The following is a 17,763-nucleotide window of genomic DNA, read 5'->3' on the forward strand; positions in this document are numbered from 1 at the left end:
ACTCAGGACGAACGGAGGGCACGACCACACACCGCCAAACAGGAGCGGCGCCCTTCCCCGAGAGGAAGAGCGCCGCTGTGTCAGCCTGCCCTTATAAGGCAGTGCCAGTGGTGATCAGAAGTTGAAGCCGACCGAGAAGATCGCCTGCCGGGGCGCGATATACGTCTCGAACCCTTGCGAGCTGCCATAAGGGTCGGAGAAGCGCGAGTTCACGCCGGTCGTATCGAACACATTGGTAACCGAAGCGCTGAAGTAAACCGGCGCATCGTCCAGCGCATATTTCACGAACAGGTTGACCGTGTCGTAGGACGGCGTCTTGTCGTAGAAATCGTCGTTGAACACACGATAGAAGAACTGGCCGCGATAGAGATATTGCGCCCGCGCCGTGAGTTCGCCGGCCCCGAGCTGATCGGTGTAGGTGACCGCAATCGAGCCCTGGAACTTGGGCAGCTTGGGCACCCGGTTGCCGTTGATATTCTCGCGAGCCGCTTCACGCGCCAGCACGGCGGGGTAGAAGTTACTCCAGAACAGCCAGTCGGGATAGCCCGCCGCCGTCTGCGCTTCATCGGCCTTCACCGGATCGAGCGCGAGATAATCCTCGTCGAACTTGCCGCGCAGGAACGAGGCGGAGCCGTCGATCTTCAGCTTGCTGGTGACCGCCCAGGCCCCTTCCAGCTCCAGGCCGTAGATATGCGCGCCGGGGGCGTTGGCCGTACCTTCGCCATACAGGATCGCATCCTCGTCGAGGAACTGCATGTTGCTGTAGTCATAATAGAAGGCGGAGGCGTTGAAGGTCAGCGCATTGTTGAAGAAGCGGTTCTTGGAACCGATCTCGAACGAATTGACCGTCTCGGGCTTGTAGGTCGGTTGAATACCGGTCGCAAAGCCCAGCGACGAGGAGCTGTTGCCGCCTGCAGCCGAACTGTTGATGCCGCCCGGTTTGAAGCCACGGGTGAAGCTGGCGTAGAGCAGATTTTCCGGCGTGATCTTGAAGTCCAGCGCCACCTTGCCTGTCCATTCCGTCGTGCTCAGGCCGTCCGTGGGGGTCGGCTGGAGAAAGGCGCCGGACGTGTAGCTTGCGGTGTCGCTGTTGCTGGCTCCCTGACCGCTATATTTGTCGCTGTTGTAACGGATGCCTGCCGTGAGGCTGAACTGCGATGAGAAGTCGTATGTGCCCTGCACATAGGCCGCCCAAGCTTCACGCTTGATCGACGAGAGCTCCGCATAAGTGAGATTGCCGACCAGCGGGTCGTTATAGGGTGTGGTAACCGGCAGGACGGGCGGAACGAGATTGTCGTCACTGCCGCGATATTCGAGAATATACTGGTCGTTGGTCGACTGCAGATACACCGCACCAGCGATCCACTGGAACGGCCCCTCGTGCGTGGAGGAGATGTTGAACTCCTGCGTCCAGCTCTTGGTGTTGCTCTCCCACATGGCCACGTGGTCGTAGCGGGTGCCGCCGAAGGTAAGCGGGCTGTAGGTCAGTGCCTCGAAGAGGTCGGCCGTCAGGCCGTCCGCATCCCAGCTCTGCTCGCTGTGGACCTTCTGGTAGCTGGTGATCGACTTCACCGTCGCGAAGCCGGCATCGAAAGCAACCACACCGTAGTAAAGCTCTGTGTTCACCACCGACCGACCGGGATAATCCTGCGTGAGGCGCCGTGGATCGGGCTCAGGATCGAACACGTTCTTCTGCGCCGTGCCATGGGTATTGCTGCGGTACTGAATGGTGTTCAGGCTGACGGAGATGCTGTCAGTCGGCTCCCAGAGCAGGGCCGCCTTCCAGCCGGTCTCATTGGCGTCATCCAGTTCATATTGGCCGAAGCCCACGACATCGGTCGCCACGGCATAACCGTCATGCTTCTGGTGCTGCCCGGCGACGCGCAGGGCGAGCGTATCGCCCAGCGGCACGTTCACGCCGGCGTTCATCTTCAGCATATTGTAGTTGCCGATACCGATCTCGCCGTTCGCGCTGGATTCGCCCAGCACAGGCTGGCGGGACACGACGTTGATCGTGCCGCCCGTCGAGCCCTGACCGAAGGTCGTGCCCTGCGGGCCGCGCAGCACCTCGACCTGGGCCACGTCGATAAACGCCGCATTGGCAGCGATGGAGTTGAAGATGTAGACGCCATCGACATGGTAAGAGACGCCCGGCTGAGTGTTCGTGTTCTCCGGCGTTTCCGAGCCGATGCCGCGGATGGTGATGATGCGCTCGGCGCCGCCGCTCTTGGCGACCACAAGCCCGGGTACCGAGCCGTTCAGGCCGGTCACGTCCGTGACGTTGGCCATGCTCAGCGTCTCTGCCGTCACGGCGGACACCGAGAGGTTGGCGCGCTGCAGGCTTACATCCACCTTGGAGGCGGTGATGACGATCTCGTCACCATCATGTGCGCTCGCGCTGTCCGCAGGCGCTTCCTGCGCGAAACCCGCGCTGGTCATCAACGCGGCCATCGCCGCACCCGCCATGAAATATCCGTATGTCTTTCCCAGTCTGTCGCTCATTGTCGCGGTCCCCTTCTCGGCCTGACCTCGCGGCTCCTCTCCGACGATTGTTCCGGCCCCGGTTTTCCCTGAGTGCCGCTGAGCCTGCATTGAGCCAGTTTTGGGGAACTTAATCTTGAGGCGGGGCGCAGAACTTGTTGATGCAAATGCGCCATGCTGCATTGCAACACAGCCCGGGCGGGCGCTCGACCTGCGCGCCCTATATAAGAAGCATCACCACCGGCTGGTCGGCGCGAATGCCCGCGATGCGCCCAGGCACGCGTTTGATTCGCGCACCGGACACTAATTTTGCATGTGCTGCCAAGACGGGAAGAAAGGGACGCTTTAGTCAGGCAGGATCAGACCCAGACGACGATAATGGCCTTGCAAGAGGAGCCGCGCTGACCATGTCCACAACGACGACCATAGCCCTGGAACCGGTACGGACCGACGCCGCCTGGCGCGGCGATACGCTGTCCCAGTCTCAGGATTGGATCTACCGGCTCTCGGAGGATCAGGTTGCGGAACTGGAAACGCTGGGCACGCGGTTCGTAGAAGCCAATCCTGACCTGCGTTTCGTCTCCAAGCAGGATTATCCGCTGGTTGCCTGCGCCGACGCTGCCGCCGAATGGGGTCGCGATGTCGATTACGGCCGGGGCTTCGTGCTGGTGCGCGGCCTGCGCACCCATCTCTACTCGGACGCGCTCTCGGCGGCGATCTACTATATTCTGGGCCTGCACATGGGCGACCCCATCCGCCAGAACGAAATGGGCGACCTGATCGACCATGTCTATGCGACCTCCGACAAGACGATGGACGATCCCACCGCCCTCTCCTCCAAGGTGCGGGACAAGCTCGTCTACCACTCGGACAGCTCGGATATCGTGGCGCTGATGTGCCTGCGTCCGGCCAAGGAAGGCGGCGCATCCTGCCTCGTCTCGGGTGCGCAGATCTACAATGAGATCCTCGCCCGCCGGCCCGACCTGGCGCCCCTGCTGCTCGAGCCGTTCCATTGGGACTGGCGGCGGCAGGACCATAATGCGCCCGCCAACACCTACACCTCGCCCATCATCAGCATGGAAGAGGGCGTGTTCAGCATGTACGCCGGGTCGCTCTATATCCTCACCGCGCAGGACTATCCCGAAGCGCCGCGCCTGACGCCCGAGCAGATCGAAGTGCTCAAGCTGTTCGACGACATCACCTATGAGCCGGGCATGGCCATCGAGATGGATTTCCGCCCCGGCGACATCCAGTGGCTCTCCAACTATGCCGCGCTGCACGCGCGCACATCGTTCAACGATTTCCCTGAACCGCAGCGCCGCCGCCACCTGCTTCGCCTGTGGCTGCACCGGGATTCCGGACGGCCCGTGGTCGAGAATTTCGGCAAGAACGGCGTCGTGCAGCACCGCGAGAAGCCGCGCGACGGCGGTGAGGAGCATCCGGACGCACGATTCACCGTCGGCGCGATTTCCGTCCCCAGGCTGCTGTCCTGACCTGCATGCTTCTCCCGCAAACATGAAGAAACCCCGGAAAGCACTGCTTTCCGGGGTCTTTTATTGCCGAGAGACGGGACGATCAGACCGCGGGAAAGCCCCCTGCAAAGGCGAAGTCCGCCACGGGCTTGCGGTCAGAGGGCTGCTCGCGCTCGCGCAGACCTTCGGGCAAGGTCGATGCATCGCCAATGCGCCCTACCGCAACGGCCGCCTCGATGCGAAAGTCTTCCGGCACGCTCAGCTCACTGCGGACCTTGTCGAAGTCGACTCCGGTCATGCCGTGCGTGTAAAGCCCGCTGAGCGTAGCCTGCACAGCGAGCATGCCCCATGCCGCGCCGGCATCGAAGGAATGGCTGTGCGATGCGGATTTCGGCGTGCCGTCCGGATTTCGCATCTGCGTGTCGGAGAGGATGATGATCAGCGCGCCGGCGCTTTCCGCCCAGCTCCGGTTGAACGGAATCAGCAGATCGAGGAACCGCGTCCAGTCCGCGCCGTCGCGCACGGCGTACAGGAACCGCCAGGGCTGCGCGTTGAACGCCGACGGCGCCCAGCGCGCGGCTTCGAACAACCGCAGCAACTCGCTTTCCGCCACCGCGCTGCCATCAAAAGCGCGCGGAGACCAGCGGCGGGTGAAGATGTCATCGATCTCGTGGTGGGTCGTCCTCGAGCCAGCGTCAGTCATATGTCAGCGTCTTCCTTGCTTTACAGCATGTTGATGATGGACGTGCTCTCGCGCACGTCCGCGAAATTGAGGCGCAGGTTGAGCAGCGCTGCGTTGTGCTCCTCATCCGTCACCGCGGCCATCGCGTCCAGCGCGGCAATGACCTTGTAGCCGCGCATATAGGCATCGCGCGCGGTACTTTCACAGCAGACATTGGTCAGCGTTCCGGCGATGACCAGCATCTCGATGCCCCGCTCGCGCAGCTGCGCCTCAAGCTGGCCAGCCGGGCAGGCGAAAGCGCTATAGCGATATTTGTCGAGCACCACATCGCCCGTCTCCACCGCCATAGCCGGATGCAGGCCATGCGCCGGATGCCCGGGGGTCAGGGCCTCCATGGCGGCCTGCACATAGGGATCGGCCCGATCATATTGCCAGGGCGTCATGGCGAGCGGGGGATCGTCCGAGACGCTCTGCCGGGTCCAGAGGATCGGGCAGCCGGCTGCCCGCATCGCTATGGCGAGGAGGTTGACCGCCGGGATGATGTCCATCCCATGCGGATTGCCGAACACCGCGCCGGGGGCCAGGAAGGCCGTCTGCATGTCGATCACAACCAGCGCAGTCCGCTCCGGAACGATCGCCGAAAAGCTGTTCAGATAGCGCCCGCGCTCGATGGCCCATGCCGGCAGGCGGCTGTCATGCATCGGCGCTTGCCATCTCCTCGGCCGGGTAGGCGATGGAGAGGGAATAGTCCTTCCAACGCTCCATCTCTGCGCGCAGCAGATCGGTCTGCCCTTCGGCATAATGCAGCGCATCCTCACCCAGCAGCAGGTGCATGGGCGGCTGCGGCGCGTCCAGCGCGGCGAGGATTGCGGCGGCGGCGCGGATCGGATCGCCCTTCTCCTTGCCGACGCCTTCCTTGAGCGACTGGCGGGCGAAATGGGCCGAGCCCTCATAATCGGCGATCATCCGGTCAGCGAGACGCAGCGATCCGCCCGCGAAATTGGTGCGCAGGCCACCCGGGGCGACATTGGTGACCTTGATGCCGAGCGGCGCGACCTCCTGCGCCAGCGTCTGCCCTATGCACTCCAGCGCATATTTGCTCGCCCCGTAGATGGACGTCCCCGCCCAGGGCGCGAGGCCACTGACGGAGGTGATGTTGACGATATGCCCCGCCTTCCGTGCGCGCATCGCCGGCAGCACCGACTGGATCATCGCAATCGCACCGAAGAGGTTGACGTCGAACAGCGCGCGCGCGTCATCCAGCGTGATTTCCTCGACGGCACCGATCAGCCCGTATCCGGCATTGTTCACCAGCCGGTCGACACTGCCCATGGTCTCCTCAGCGAGCGCCACGAGCGCGGCCGGCGCGGCCGGATCGCCGAAATCGAGGCCGTGCGCAAAGGAGCGCCCCGGCGCCAGCGCCGCGAAACGGGCGCACGCCTCGACACTGCGCGACGTGCCGAAAACCTGGTCGCCCCGGTCGAGCGCGGCCTGGGCCAGCGCTTCGCCGAGACCGCCGCCAATACCTGTGATCAGCCAGTTCACCATGCGTCATCTACCTTGTTGAGAGTTGCTGCGCCCTGTGTACGCCCGTGGCGGCGCAGCGCTTTGCAAGGCAGACCGCAATTGTTGTCAGGGAGCGCACGCCGGCGCGCGGCGCATTGTGACGGGGCGCCGATCATGGTTGGGAGCGAGGCAGTTCAGAAGGAGGCCGGCATGGCGGTGGTGGTAGCAGGATCGATCAATGTGGACCTGATCCAGTCCGTGGATGCCCTCCCCCGGCCCGGCGAAACGGTGCTTGCCTTGCAGTCCGAGCGCCTGCCCGGCGGCAAGGGCGCGAATCAGGCCGTCGCCGCAGCGCGCGCAGGGGCGCAGACGCGCATGATCGGTGCGGTCGGCGAAGACGAATCCGGCGTCTGGATGACTGAGCAGCTCTCCGCCGCTGGAGTCGACACCCTCGCAGTGGTCGCCGTCGAAGGAGCGGCGACCGGCACAGCCTACATCACCGTCGACACGTCCGGCGAGAATCAGATCATCGTGGCGTCCGGCGCCAACGCCGCCTTGGCGCCCGCCATGGTCGATACCGTGGCAGACGCCGATATCCGCGTCGCTCAGCTGGAAGTACCAGTCGAAACCGTCGCGGCGTTCTTTGCCGCATCACCGGGAAAGCAGGCGGTGCGAGTCCTCAATGCGGCCCCTGCGGTTCTGGAAGCCAAACGCCTGTTCGCCTCGACGGACGTGCTGATCGTCAACCAGCATGAGCTGGCCGTCTATCTCGGCCAGCATGAAGAGCGAGCGACGCCGCAGGCCGCGCTGGCGGCCCGAGCGTTGATCAGCCGAGACGATCAGCTCGTCATCGTCACGCTCGGCGCATCCGGTTCGATAGCGGTGCGGGCAGGCAGCGCGGTGCATGTGCCGGCCTTTCCGGTCGTGCCGCGCGACGCGGTGGGCGCTGGCGACTGCTTTGTCGGCGCGCTGTGCGCCATGCTCGATCGCGCCGGCGACGCTCGGCCAACGGACGAGGCCCTGCTGATCTTCGCCAATGCCGCGGCCGCCCTGTGCACGCAAAAGCCCGGCGCCGTGCCCGCCATGCCACTGCGGAGCGACGTGGAAGCCTTCATCGCCGCCCATCCGAACGAGGGCCGACCAATATAATATGCGCGAATGATCAAGAACGGATCGGTCGGCGCGATAAGGTGGGCGTGCCAATAAGGTCACGGGATTGAGATTATGAGCGAGATTACGCCGACGCCCTTCGGGTTGCCCTCCGACACAGGAGGAAAGGATTTGGGCGTGTTCCTTCCCATCGCCAACGGCGGATGGATCCTCTCGAAAAACAAGCCGCACATCGATGCGTCCTACAGCTACTGCCGCGATGCGGCGGTGCTGACGGAAAAGCACGGGCTCGATTTCGCGATGGCGATGGCCAAGTACCGGGGCTTCGGCGGTGAGACCGAGCATTGGGACTATCAGCTCGATTCCTACCTCACCATTGCCGGCGTGGCGGAAGCGACCAGCCGGGTGAAGGTGTGGGGCACGGTGCACACGCTGCTGCAAAATCCGGGCGTCGTCGCCAAGATGGTCGCCACGCTGGATCAGATCAGCGGTGGCCGCGCCGGCCTCAACATCGTCACCGGCTCCTATAAGGACGAGTTCGCACAGATGGGCGCGTGGCGCGACGATGTGAACCATGATGAGCGCTATGACCTCGCTTATGAATGGATCCAGGCGATCAAGGCGCTGTGGACCGGCGAAACGGTCACGAAGGAGGGCAAATATTTCTCGCTGGAGGATTGTCGCTCGCTGCCGACACCCTCCACCCGCCCCTTCCTCGTCTGCGCCGGCACCTCCGGTAAGGGCATGCGCTTTTCGGCTGACGAGGTGGATGCGATCTTCCTCTCCGGCGGGACGCCGGAAGAACTCAAGACCGCCAGCGAGAAGGCCAAGGCCGTCGCTGCCGACATCGGCAAGCCGATCCGCACCTATTCGATGATGACGCCCGTGTTTGGCGAGACCGATGCGGAAGCGGAAGCCTTTGCGCAATCCATCCGCGACGGCTTCGACGAAGGCGCGTTGCACGGCATGATGCGCGCCTACGGCTTCCTCGACAGCGAGATCGGCAAGGAAAACGACTTCACCCGCAAGAGCCGGGCCGGCTTCATGACCCCCCATGTCATCGGCACGCCCGAGACGGTGGTCGAGAAGCTCACCGAACTCTTCGAGGTTTCCGGCACGGACGGGCTGATGCTGATCTTCCCGGATTACATGAAGGACATCCCGATCTTCGGCGAGCGTGTCCTCCCGGTGCTGCGCGAGCGCTTCCCCGGCAAGGTTCCGGTCCATGCCTGACGCGGCGCTCGTGGACATTCCCCACGTCGCCGCCAGCGATCTGGCGGGGATGATCGCGCCCGAGCGCACCGCGCTCGTGCTGGTGGATATCCAGAACGACTGGGCCGCCCCCGAGGGCCTGCTCGGGCAGCATGGGGTGGATCTCTCCGCACCCCATGCTGCCATCGACAAGGCCGAGGAGCTGGTCGCCGCGGCGCGTGCCGCTGGCGTCACGCTCGCCTTCGTGCGGGTGGTGACGACACCCGAAACCGATTCCGAGGCACTCAAGACCTTCTACACGCGTCGCGGCGAACCCGGCGGACAGGTCATCTGCCGCAAGGGCTATGGAGCCGACTATTATCGGCTCTTGCCCGAGCCGGGCGATATCGAGGTCGAGAAGGTTCTCTACGATTGCTTCCACGGCACCGACTTTGAAGCCCAGCTCAACGAGCGCGGCATCGACACGTTGCTGATTACGGGACTGAGCACTGACTGCTGCGTTGACGCCGCAGCCCGCTCGGCCTTCCACCGCAATTTCAATGTGTTTGTCGTATCGGACGCCACTGCCGCCTATGAGCCCGGACTGCATGAAGCGACGCTCAAGGTGCTCAGCAAGAACTGCGCCCTGATGGTCACCACACAAGCCGCCAAAACGGCCTGGACGCTATGACCCCGCCGCCGGCGATCGCCCTCGACGCCGCGAACGGCCCTCTCAGCGAAGCGCCCGCACTGAACAAAAGCAGGACCGGCGTACTGATCGCCGCCACGGCGGGCAATGCGCTCGGCAAGACAGCCACGGTTCATGCAGTTTTCGGCACCTTCCTCGTGCCCCTCTCTCTTGAATTCGGCTGGGCGCGATCGAGCATTTCGATGGTGCTGGCGATCCTAGCCGTGGTGAGCGCCTGCATCTATCCGCTCGCCGGCCGCTATGCCGATCGGCATGGCACCCGCAATATGGTGCTGCTGGGCAATGTGCTGTTCGCCCTCGCCGTCGCCTGCCTCGCGCTCACGAACGGCAATCTGATGCTGTTCTACCTCAACTTTCTGGCCATCAGCCTGTTCGGCTCGCTGCCCGCCACCTCGGTCTTCTCGCGCCTGGTGGCGGAATGGTTCGACACCAATCGGGGCACCGCGCTTGGCGTGAGCGCAGGGCTCGGCAACGGCATTGGTTCGGTCTGCGTGCCGATCATGACCGCGCTGATCGTCTCCACAGCCGGCTGGCGCGCGGGCTATCTGGGGATCGGCGCACTGATCCTTTGCGTCGGCTTTCCGATCTTTTTCTTCCTGCTGCGCGATGCACCGCGCCCGGCAGCGCCGAGCAACCCATCGGAGACAGCCTCCCCCATCGTGGACGGCATGACCTTGCGTGAAGCCATCGGCACCGCACCATTCTGGCTGATGCTCATCGCCATCGCGGCCGGTGGCGGGACCATGATCGCGGTGCTGAGCCATGTCGTGCCCATTCTGGCGGATCGTGGCTATGGCCTTGGCACCGGCACCGCCATCGTCAGCATCTTCGCGCTCACTGGCTCGCTCTGGCAGATCTTCACCGGACGCGTGCTCGACAAGAGCCGCGGCCCGCGCGTGGTCGTGCCGATGTATGCGCTCGCCATTCTCGGCCTGCTGCTGCTCGAATTCTCACCCTTCGGCGCCCTGCTGCCCGTTGCCGGCCTGTGTCTTGGCATTGCGCTCGGCGCCCAGTTCGGCGCGCTGCCTTACTTCATCGCCCAATATTTCGGGCTGCGCAGCTTTGGCGTCATCATTGGCGTCATGTATTCGGCCGTCATCGGCGCGCAGGGCATCACGCCGGTGCTGATGGACCTGAGCTACGACATGATCGGCCATTATCGCGCGGCAGTGGTCGTCGCGGTCGGCGTCATGGCCGTCGGCAGCCTGCTGCTTTTTCTGCTTCCGCCCTACGCCGCGAGCACCGGATCGTCTGCTCCAGCCGAATGAGACGGGACGGCGGCGCGCCAAGCGAGAGGACGCCCCACGTCAAGACACCGGCACACCCAAACCGGCATCTTCCAGGCACTTACTCCAGATAGGCGAGTCGCTGCATGACCTATGAAGGACGGAAAAAATACCTGGCGCTGACGGCGTTCTGCCTGCTGTTTTTCATGCTGAACGCCTTCACCTTCAACGGGCTTGGCGTCGTGCTTCCCTATATGGTCGAGGAGATGGGCTGGCCCTGGGCCGTCGCTGGGCTGGGCTTCACCTTCCTGGGCGTGGCGTGCGGCCTGTCCAGTCTTGCACCCGCTATCTCGATCCGGCGCCTCGGCGTTTCCCGCACGATGATGATCGGCGGCGCGCTTCTCCTCATCGGCTTCACCTGCCTGGCCGTCACCAAAACGGCGATGGTCTACTTCATCGGCACGGCGTTTGCCGGCGTCGGCTTCTCGATGTGCGGGACCACGGGCGGCGTGAACGTCATTTCCCACTCCTTCGAGAAGCGCTCGACCGCCATGGGCGTGTACTTCACCGCGGGCGGCATGGGCGCGGTTGTCGGACCGCTGATCGCGTTTTCAACGCAGGCGATCACCGGCGAGTGGCGCCATTACTGGTGGACGGCCGCCATTGCTGCCGTGCTGCTTTCGATGTTCGCTGCCCTCGTCACCAGCGACCGGCCCGGTGATGCCGAGGTTGCGCCCAAGCCCCGGAAAGCCATGGCCACGGACGGCTGGACGGCACGGGCCGCGATGCGCACCGCGCAATATTACATCGTGGTCGGCGTCTACACCTCGTTCCTGCTGATCAACACCACCGTCCACGGCTTTGCGGTGAAGCATCTGACCGAGACCGGCCTGACCATGGGTGCGGCCGCCACCGTGATGAGCGGCATTGCCCTCGTCAGCGCCGCCGGATCGATGATCGCCGGCATGGCGGGCGAGAAAATCGGCGCGCGCGAGCTCACCTTGCTCTCCATCACCTCCACCTCGCTCGGCGTGCTGGCGCTGATGATCGGCGGCAATCTGTTCGTCGTCTCGCTGGCCGTGATCGGTCTGGGTGTCGGCTTCGGCTTCAGCTATGTCAGCACGGCCATGTTGATGCTCAACCTGTTCGGCAAGCGCGCCAATCTCGAGCTCTATTCCACGATGAGCCTGATCTCCACCGCTGCCGCCATCGGCCCGGCGCTGGGCGGCGTCATTCGCGACGAAACGGGCGGGTTCTCGCTTGTCTTCCTCGGCTGCGCCCTGCTCGGCTTCATCTTCGTCGGAGCCCTGCTCTTGCTCCGCACCCCGGAGCTCCCCCAACAAGACACAGCGGAGGATGCCGAGCCCGCCTTGGCAGCATGACATGACCCAAGCCCAGCCCAAACCCGCTCCGATGTTCGCCAATCCCGCCACGGCTCCCTATCAGGTGACCGAAGCCGAGAAGGACGCGCTCGCCGCCGCCATCGATTCCGATGAGCTGGTCGCCCTCGCCCTTGAACTCGGCAACATTCCGAGCCGCTCGCGTGAGGAAGCCGCCGCCGCGCAATATGTCTATGACTGGATGGATCGCGAAGGCTTCCAGCCCCGCCGCGCCGGCGCCACACCTGAGCGACCCAATATCATCGGCGAGTATGGCGGCTTGGGTACGGGCGCCAACCTGCTCTTCACCGCCCATCTCGATACGGAAAGCCCGAGCGGCGACCTCTCGCAGGACAAGTTCCGCTATCGCGAAACGACGATGCGCGATCCGGAATGGACGCAGTGCTGGCTCGATGAGGATGGGCGCCTGCGCGGCTTCCCCATCTCCAACGATCGCGGGCCGATGGCCTGCTTCCTGATGGCAGCCAAGGCGCTCAAAAAGGCGGGGATCGGCCTGGCCGGCAAGACCTGGCTCACCGCCTGCCCCGGCGAGATCGGCCCAGAGCCGATCGAGGAATTCTCCGGCATCGACTATCTCGGCAAGGATATCGGCGCGCATTATCTGTTCCACCATGGCGGCGTCGCGCCCGACTACGCCATTGCCGCCGAAGGCACGGATTTCGGCCTGACCTGGCAGGGCTGCGGCTATGCCCTCTTCCGCGTACGCATCTTCGGCACGGGCATGTTCACGCCGATCCTGGAAACGCCTGAGACCGTCGCCCAGCATCTCAACCCCATCTACAAGCTCGGCCCTGTCATCGATGCGCTGCACCAATGGGGCCGGCAGTGGGAAGCGCAGGGCGTGTTCGAGACGGCCGGCGGCCTCTCCCTGCCCAAGACGCAGATCGCGTCCGTGCGTGCTGGCGCGCCGACCGACTATGGCGCCGGCACAGAGGTGTGCGCGGTCTATGTGGAAGTGTGCCTCGCACCGGGACAGAAATCCGCCCAGGCCTATCACCAGATCGTCGCGGCGATGCGCACGCTCGATCTCGACAGCTTCGATGTCGAGCCGATGGTCGTGCGCCACGGATTTGTCGCCGATGCGGACGAAGTCGCCCCGCTCGCCGGCGCGGTGGATGCCGCTACGCGCCTCGCTCGGCAGGCGCCAGTGGAGCGCGCGCATCCGGTCTATTCCAGCATGTGGCGCGACCATAATGTGTTCAACATGCAGGGCATTCCGGCCATCACGACCGGCATGCCACGCTGGCGCCCGACGCCTGAGGATCTGCACTCCAGCGCCCTCATCTACGCGCTGACCATGTTGGCGGTGTGCGGGCGCTCCGAGCATGCGCCGAATTCTGCTGCGATTTCATCTGTTTACGGGGGCAGGGATGACCCATTCTGAAACAGCCGCCGCGTGATGGATTGACCGGGCTCTCTCAGGCGCGCATCTTGGCGGGCATAAAGACCCGGGAGAGGCGCACCAAAACATAGAGAACCGCCGTTGCGCTCGACTACAAATGCCTACCCCAAGGAGCAGCGACTCAGCGCATGGAGCTTTGCGCTCAAGCGCGTTTCGATCACGCTGGAAGCGGCCGACGAGGCTACGCTCTACGGCGAGCTTATCCAGTTCACCAGCAGCAACGGCATCGTGTTTGTGCGCCTGCTGGCGACCGCTCAGGAATATACCGTTGATTTTCGCGATGAGCCGGGCTGCTTCTGGCTGGCCGTGACGCTCGATGCGCCAAGCGTGGCGCGCAACGCCACCACCAGCTTCACCCTCGATGATGGTCACATGGTCTGCGCGCGCAGCGAAATGCCGATGTCGCTGCAGTTCACCGGCGATCACCGCGTGCTGCTGCTCAAGATTCCGCCGCGCGCGCTCGATCAGCGCCTCAAGGCCCTGCTACCCGAAAAGCCCCGGCACCTTTCCGCCGACAGTGGCCCTGCCCGCCTGCTCTCGACCGTGCTGCGCTCGCTGGCGGACATGGGCAATGACGTGACGGACGAGGAACTGCGCCCCGTCGAACTGGCCCTCCCCGAGTTTCTGCTGGCCAGCCTGCTCAACGATGCGCCCGCCCGCGCGCTCGGTGGCGCGGCGGGGATGCGCGCCGCGCTGCTGGAGCGGATCTTCCAGACCATCGAGATGCGCCTCTCGGACCCCAATCTGAATTACCAGCAGGTCGCGGCCGAACATGGCATTTCCCCGCGCTATCTGCAGAAGCTTTTTGAATCGATCGACGACAGCTTTGGCCATTATGTGAAGGTGCGGCGGCTGGAGCGCTGCCGGCTCGACCTGCGCAGCCCGCTTCATGTTCAGAAATCGATCTCGGACATCCTGTTCCAATGGGGTTTCAACGATTCCGCCTCGTTCAGCCGCGCCTTCCGCGAGCAATATGGCATTTCCCCGCGCGACTATCGCAAGATGCCGGCCGTGGACGAGGCCGATCATGGCCCCGACACGCTGCGGCGCGGCCGTTCGACCGCCAAGCGGGCGGTCAGCGACGAAGCCGCCGTCGCGCCGGTCGAGGAGTTGGAGATCGGCGAGGCGGACGCAGACGGCGTCGAGGCCAATGTCATCCCGGCGATTGGCGATGAAGGCACGGTGCGGCATCATCATCTGCCGGTCAGCCCGCGCACGGTCCATTGGGGCTATTTCAGCTCGGCGATCAAACCGGCGCTGATGGTGCGCTCAGGCGACTTCGTGACGGTGGAGACACTGACCCACCACGCCAATGACGATCCCGAGCGCATGGTCGAGGGCGATCATGGCGCGGAGAGCGTCTATCGCTGGGACGAGACAGGCCGGGCTATCGAGCGGCGCGGCGCTGGCCCGATGAGTGCCAGCGAGTTCGGACGCGGCCCCGGCGAGGGCTTTGGCGTGCACATCTGCACCGGGCCGATCGCCATTCAGGGCGCGGAGGCGGGCGACATCATCGAGGTGCGCATCCTCAGCCTGGAGCCGCGCCGCAGCGGCAATCCCCGTTTTCAGGGCAAGTCCTTCGGCAGCAATGCCGCGACCTTCTGGGGCTTCCACTATAACGATTTGCTCACCGAGCCGAAAAACCGCGAAGTCATCACCATCTATGAGGTAGAGTCGGGCGGCGAACGGCGACCGACCGCCCACGCGGTCTATTCCTACCACTGGACGCCGCAGACCGACCCTTCGGGCACCGTCCACGAGCGTTATGATTATCCGGGCGTGCCGGTCGATCCCGAGACGATCGAGCGCAATTATGACATCCTGCAGAATGTCGAAATCCCAATCCGCCCCCATTTCGGCGTGATCGCGCTGGCGCCGGCCCAGGCCGAGCCGGTCGATACCATCCCGCCCAGCGCCTTTGGCGGCAATATGGACAATTGGCGGACCGGCCCCGGATCGAGCGTGTTCCTCCCCGTTCAGGTCTCCGGCGGACTGCTCTCGCTCGGCGACCCGCATGCCTCGCAGGGCGATTCCGAACTATGCGGCACTGCCATCGAATGCTCGATGACCGCGCTCATTCAGGTGATCCGCCACCCCGCCGGCGAACTGACCGGCAAGCTGCGCGACCTCGATTACCCCATGATCGAAACCGAGACCGAATGGGTCATCATGGGCTTCAGTCATCCCGATTATCTGAAGGAACTGGGCGAGGATGCGCAGAGCGAAGTCTACAAGCGCGCATCCATCGATGCCGCCATGCGCGACGCGTTCCGCAAGGCGCGGCGGTTCCTGATGACCACCAAGGATCTCTCGGAAGACGAAACCATCTCGCTTCTCTCGGTCGGGGTGGATTTCGGCATCTCGCAGGTCGCCAACGGCAATTGGGGCGTCCACGCGATCATTCGCAAGGAACTATTTACCGCCTGATCGCTGGCTCCCGCTCGGCAAGCACGGCCTGCGCTGCCTGATCGACGAGGCCCCGCAATCTGATCGTGCGATCCACGAAGGCCGGGCCGACCAGCACATTGGTCATGACGATGGCGACCAGATTTCGGCCGGGATGGACGAAGAAATAGCTGTTTGCGGACCCCGACCAGCCGCCGGCGCCGGCCGGCATCCCGCCGCGCTGCTCGCTGACCGCATCGCCGAGGCCCAGGCCATAGCCGAACAGGACATTCTCGTGCGGCTGCCCGCCAGTCTCCAGCCGGGGCTGGAACATCTGGTCCACTGTCTCGGGCCGCAGCAGGCGCTTGCCCTGCCAAGTCCCCCGATTGGCCAGCATCTGCGCGAAGTTCAGATAATCATGCAGCGTGCCGGCTAGCGCCCCGCCGCCGTCGAACGGCCGGGCGGGGTCGCGATATTCGGACGTCGCCGCCGGCTCGATAGCCTGCAGGCCGCCGTCCACCGCCGCATAATTGGTGACGAGCCGTGTGGCGCGCGCATCGTCCACCACGAAGCGCGTGTCCGTCATCTCGAGCGGATCGAAAATGCGGGCTTGCAAGAACGCATCGAGGCCCTGCCCCGTCACCCGCTCGATCAGCGCGCCCAGAATGCCGGTGGAATTGCCATAAGAGAAGCGCGCGCCGGGCTGATGCAGCAGCGGGGCCTTGGCGAGGCGCGCGATCAGCTCGTCCATCGTTCTCGCTGGCGACGCATCATCAGCATTCTGCCCGACCCCGCCAGCGCGCATCACCCCATGGCGGCGATAATATTGCTGCACCGGGCCATTGCCGGTGAAATTGTAAGTTACCCCGCTGCTATGGGTGAGCAGATCGCCAATGGTCACCGGGTGGTTCAGCGGCTCGGTCACCATCGCATCGAGGCTGCCGCTCTTGTAGACCCGCAGATCGGCGAATTCCGGCATGTAGCGGCTGAGCGGCGCATCGATGGCGATCTTGCCTTCTTCCACCAGCATCATCACCGCGACGCTCGTGATCGGCTTGGTCATCGAATAGAGCCGGAAGATCGCATCGGCGGGCAGTGTGCGGTCGGCTTCGAGGTCCAGCTTACCGATCGAAACGCGAAGCCGCTCCCGCCCATCCTTGACGATCACGGCTTGCGCATTGGGCAGCTCTCGCGCCTCGACCATGGCTTGCAGCCCCGCACGCAGGGCGGCCAGTGCATCGGTCGGCGCGACGGCCTCTGCTGTAGCACCGGCCCTGGCCGCGAGCGGCGTGGCCGTCAGCCAGAGACAGGCCAGCGCACCAGCCGCCAGTCGGGCGGCGGCCCGCATCAGTACGGCCGGTCGCCTGCGATCGTCACCCGATAGCCCGAGCGTGTTTCCGGGAAATAATCCCAGGTCGCGAAATGCTGAGTGCAGCGATTGTCCCAGAAGGCGACCGAATGCGGCTGCCAGCGGAAGCGGACCTGGAAATTCGGGTTCTTAACATGCTCGGTGAGGAAGCGCAGCACCGCATCTCCTTCCTCGGCCGAGAGGCCGTTGATCTTGATCGTCTTCGACTTGCTGATGAACAGGCATTTGCGCTTGGTCACCGGGTGGGTGCGGACGACAGGGTGGGTGTTGCGCGGGTAGACCTTGTCCACATCCGGGAACAGCTCGCGATAGATGTGGTTGGAATCGTGGACCGCCGTCAGCGGTTCCAGAAAGGCCTGCATGGCCGGCGACAGCGCGTCGTAGGCGGCATACATGCTCGACCACAGCGTATCGCCGCCCGTGGGTGGCACGGTGTGCATGTAGAGGATGCTGCCCATTGGCGGTTCGGCATCTTCACTCAGGTCCGAATGCCAGTCCTCGCCGGCGATGAACTTGCTGTTCGCGTCCGCATGGATCGCCACGATCTCGGGATGCTCGGCAAGGCCGGACACACCGCTGTGCAGCGCCAGCTCGCCGAAATAGCGGCCCAGGCGCTTGTGATTGTCGTGCTCCAGATTCTGGTCGCGGAAGAACAGCACCTGATGTTCCATCAGGGCATCATGCAGTTCGCTGACGACCTTGTTGCCGAGCGGGGCGTTCAGATCGACCCCGAACACTTCGGCACCGATCCGCCGGGTGACGGGGCGGATATCAAGAACATCATAGGACATGGCGAACAACCTCGACTGGAACGTAACCCTTGGCATGTG

At 64.3% G+C, this 17,763-nt stretch carries 14 protein-coding genes; 8 read left to right on the forward strand and 6 right to left on the reverse strand.

Annotation, left to right across the window (positions count from 1 at the left end; all coding sequences use genetic code 11):
* Positions 1-114: 114 nt before the first annotated feature.
* Positions 115-2,502: a TonB-dependent receptor gene (locus tag M2334_RS11680; protein WP_264584633.1), complete on the reverse strand. Its 2,388-nt coding sequence runs from the start codon at positions 2,500-2,502 to the stop codon at positions 115-117.
* Positions 2,503-2,888: 386 nt separating this feature from the next.
* Here M2334_RS11680 and M2334_RS11685 point away from each other — a divergent pair, with 386 nt between their 5' ends.
* Positions 2,889-3,974: a TauD/TfdA family dioxygenase gene (locus M2334_RS11685; RefSeq protein WP_264569838.1), complete on the forward strand. Its 1,086-nt coding sequence runs from the start codon at positions 2,889-2,891 to the stop codon at positions 3,972-3,974.
* Between the two features lie 82 nt (positions 3,975-4,056).
* Here M2334_RS11685 and M2334_RS11690 read toward each other — a convergent pair whose 3' ends face one another.
* Genes M2334_RS11690 through M2334_RS11700 form a run of 3 tightly spaced genes read right to left on the reverse strand, consistent with a single transcriptional unit; the run spans position 4,057 to position 6,183 of the window.
* The gene (locus M2334_RS11690) at positions 4,057-4,656 is read right to left on the reverse strand and encodes a nitroreductase family protein (RefSeq protein WP_264569837.1); all 600 of its coding nucleotides are present in this window, start codon (positions 4,654-4,656) and stop codon (positions 4,057-4,059) included.
* Between the two features lie 20 nt (positions 4,657-4,676).
* Entirely contained in the window at positions 4,677-5,336 is a 660-nt protein-coding gene (locus M2334_RS11695) for a cysteine hydrolase family protein (protein ID WP_264605504.1), read from the reverse strand.
* Positions 5,329-6,183: an oxidoreductase gene (locus tag M2334_RS11700; protein WP_264605505.1), complete on the reverse strand. Its 855-nt coding sequence runs from the start codon at positions 6,181-6,183 to the stop codon at positions 5,329-5,331. Before M2334_RS11700 ends, M2334_RS11695 begins: the two co-directional genes overlap by 8 nt.
* Positions 6,184-6,351: 168 nt before the next feature.
* Here M2334_RS11700 and M2334_RS11705 point away from each other — a divergent pair, with 168 nt between their 5' ends.
* The 7 genes from M2334_RS11705 to M2334_RS11735 all read left to right on the forward strand — a co-directional run bounded on the left by M2334_RS11705 (position 6,352) and on the right by M2334_RS11735 (position 15,606).
* A complete protein-coding gene (locus M2334_RS11705) occupies positions 6,352-7,290 on the forward strand; it encodes a ribokinase (RefSeq protein WP_264594840.1) in 939 nt (312 codons plus the stop codon).
* A 75-nt stretch (positions 7,291-7,365) separates the two neighbouring features.
* Positions 7,366-8,484 carry an LLM class flavin-dependent oxidoreductase gene (locus M2334_RS11710; RefSeq protein WP_181559154.1) on the forward strand — a complete coding sequence of 373 codons (1,119 nt, stop codon included), beginning with the start codon at positions 7,366-7,368 and terminating at the stop codon, positions 8,482-8,484.
* Positions 8,477-9,133 carry a cysteine hydrolase family protein gene (locus tag M2334_RS11715; RefSeq protein WP_264586867.1) on the forward strand — a complete coding sequence of 219 codons (657 nt, stop codon included), beginning with the start codon at positions 8,477-8,479 and terminating at the stop codon, positions 9,131-9,133. Before M2334_RS11710 ends, M2334_RS11715 begins: the two co-directional genes overlap by 8 nt.
* Entirely contained in the window at positions 9,130-10,419 is a 1,290-nt protein-coding gene (locus tag M2334_RS11720) for an MFS transporter (RefSeq protein WP_264594841.1), read from the forward strand. The genes M2334_RS11715 and M2334_RS11720 overlap by 4 nt, the downstream gene beginning before the upstream one ends.
* Before the next feature lie 104 nt (positions 10,420-10,523).
* Positions 10,524-11,759, forward strand: coding sequence for a CynX/NimT family MFS transporter (locus tag M2334_RS11725; RefSeq protein WP_264574787.1), 1,236 nt, complete (start codon positions 10,524-10,526; stop codon positions 11,757-11,759).
* A 31-nt stretch (positions 11,760-11,790) separates the two neighbouring features.
* A complete protein-coding gene (locus M2334_RS11730) occupies positions 11,791-13,161 on the forward strand; it encodes a peptidase M20 (protein ID WP_264605506.1) in 1,371 nt (456 codons plus the stop codon).
* A gap of 99 nt (positions 13,162-13,260) precedes the next feature.
* Positions 13,261-15,606 (forward strand): acetamidase/formamidase family protein, encoded by a 2,346-nt coding sequence (locus M2334_RS11735; protein ID WP_264605507.1) that lies wholly within the window; start codon positions 13,261-13,263, stop codon positions 15,604-15,606.
* On the opposite strand, the gene M2334_RS11740 is transcribed toward M2334_RS11735, so the two are convergent.
* Both M2334_RS11740 and M2334_RS11745 read right to left on the reverse strand, forming a co-directional pair.
* Positions 15,596-16,912: a serine hydrolase domain-containing protein gene (locus tag M2334_RS11740; protein WP_264605508.1), complete on the reverse strand. Its 1,317-nt coding sequence runs from the start codon at positions 16,910-16,912 to the stop codon at positions 15,596-15,598. The genes M2334_RS11735 and M2334_RS11740 overlap by 11 nt on opposite strands.
* Positions 16,912-17,724 (reverse strand): TauD/TfdA dioxygenase family protein, encoded by an 813-nt coding sequence (locus M2334_RS11745; RefSeq protein WP_181559148.1) that lies wholly within the window; start codon positions 17,722-17,724, stop codon positions 16,912-16,914. Before M2334_RS11745 ends, M2334_RS11740 begins: the two co-directional genes overlap by 1 nt.
* Between the last annotated feature and the right edge of the window lie 39 nt (positions 17,725-17,763).

This window comes from Sphingobium sp. B11D3D (assembly GCF_025961755.1).
Taxonomy (GTDB): Bacteria; Pseudomonadota; Alphaproteobacteria; order Sphingomonadales; family Sphingomonadaceae; genus Sphingobium.

Excerpts from the sequence above, each read along its gene's own strand:
- M2334_RS11680 (WP_264584633.1), bottom strand. The coding sequence starts at position 2,502 with ATGAGCGACAGACTGGGAAAGACATACGGATATTTCATGGCGGGTGCG.
- M2334_RS11685 (WP_264569838.1), top strand. The coding sequence starts at position 2,889 with ATGTCCACAACGACGACCATAGCCCTGGAACCGGTACGGACCGACGCC.
- M2334_RS11690 (WP_264569837.1), bottom strand. The coding sequence starts at position 4,656 with ATGACTGACGCTGGCTCGAGGACGACCCACCACGAGATCGATGACATC.
- M2334_RS11695 (WP_264605504.1), bottom strand. The coding sequence starts at position 5,336 with ATGCATGACAGCCGCCTGCCGGCATGGGCCATCGAGCGCGGGCGCTAT.
- M2334_RS11700 (WP_264605505.1), bottom strand. The coding sequence starts at position 6,183 with ATGGTGAACTGGCTGATCACAGGTATTGGCGGCGGTCTCGGCGAAGCG.
- M2334_RS11705 (WP_264594840.1), top strand. The coding sequence starts at position 6,352 with ATGGCGGTGGTGGTAGCAGGATCGATCAATGTGGACCTGATCCAGTCC.
- M2334_RS11710 (WP_181559154.1), top strand. The coding sequence starts at position 7,366 with ATGAGCGAGATTACGCCGACGCCCTTCGGGTTGCCCTCCGACACAGGA.
- M2334_RS11715 (WP_264586867.1), top strand. The coding sequence starts at position 8,477 with ATGCCTGACGCGGCGCTCGTGGACATTCCCCACGTCGCCGCCAGCGAT.
- M2334_RS11720 (WP_264594841.1), top strand. The coding sequence starts at position 9,130 with ATGACCCCGCCGCCGGCGATCGCCCTCGACGCCGCGAACGGCCCTCTC.
- M2334_RS11725 (WP_264574787.1), top strand. The coding sequence starts at position 10,524 with ATGACCTATGAAGGACGGAAAAAATACCTGGCGCTGACGGCGTTCTGC.
- M2334_RS11730 (WP_264605506.1), top strand. The coding sequence starts at position 11,791 with ATGTTCGCCAATCCCGCCACGGCTCCCTATCAGGTGACCGAAGCCGAG.
- M2334_RS11740 (WP_264605508.1), bottom strand. The coding sequence starts at position 16,912 with ATGCGGGCCGCCGCCCGACTGGCGGCTGGTGCGCTGGCCTGTCTCTGG.
- M2334_RS11745 (WP_181559148.1), bottom strand. The coding sequence starts at position 17,724 with ATGTCCTATGATGTTCTTGATATCCGCCCCGTCACCCGGCGGATCGGT.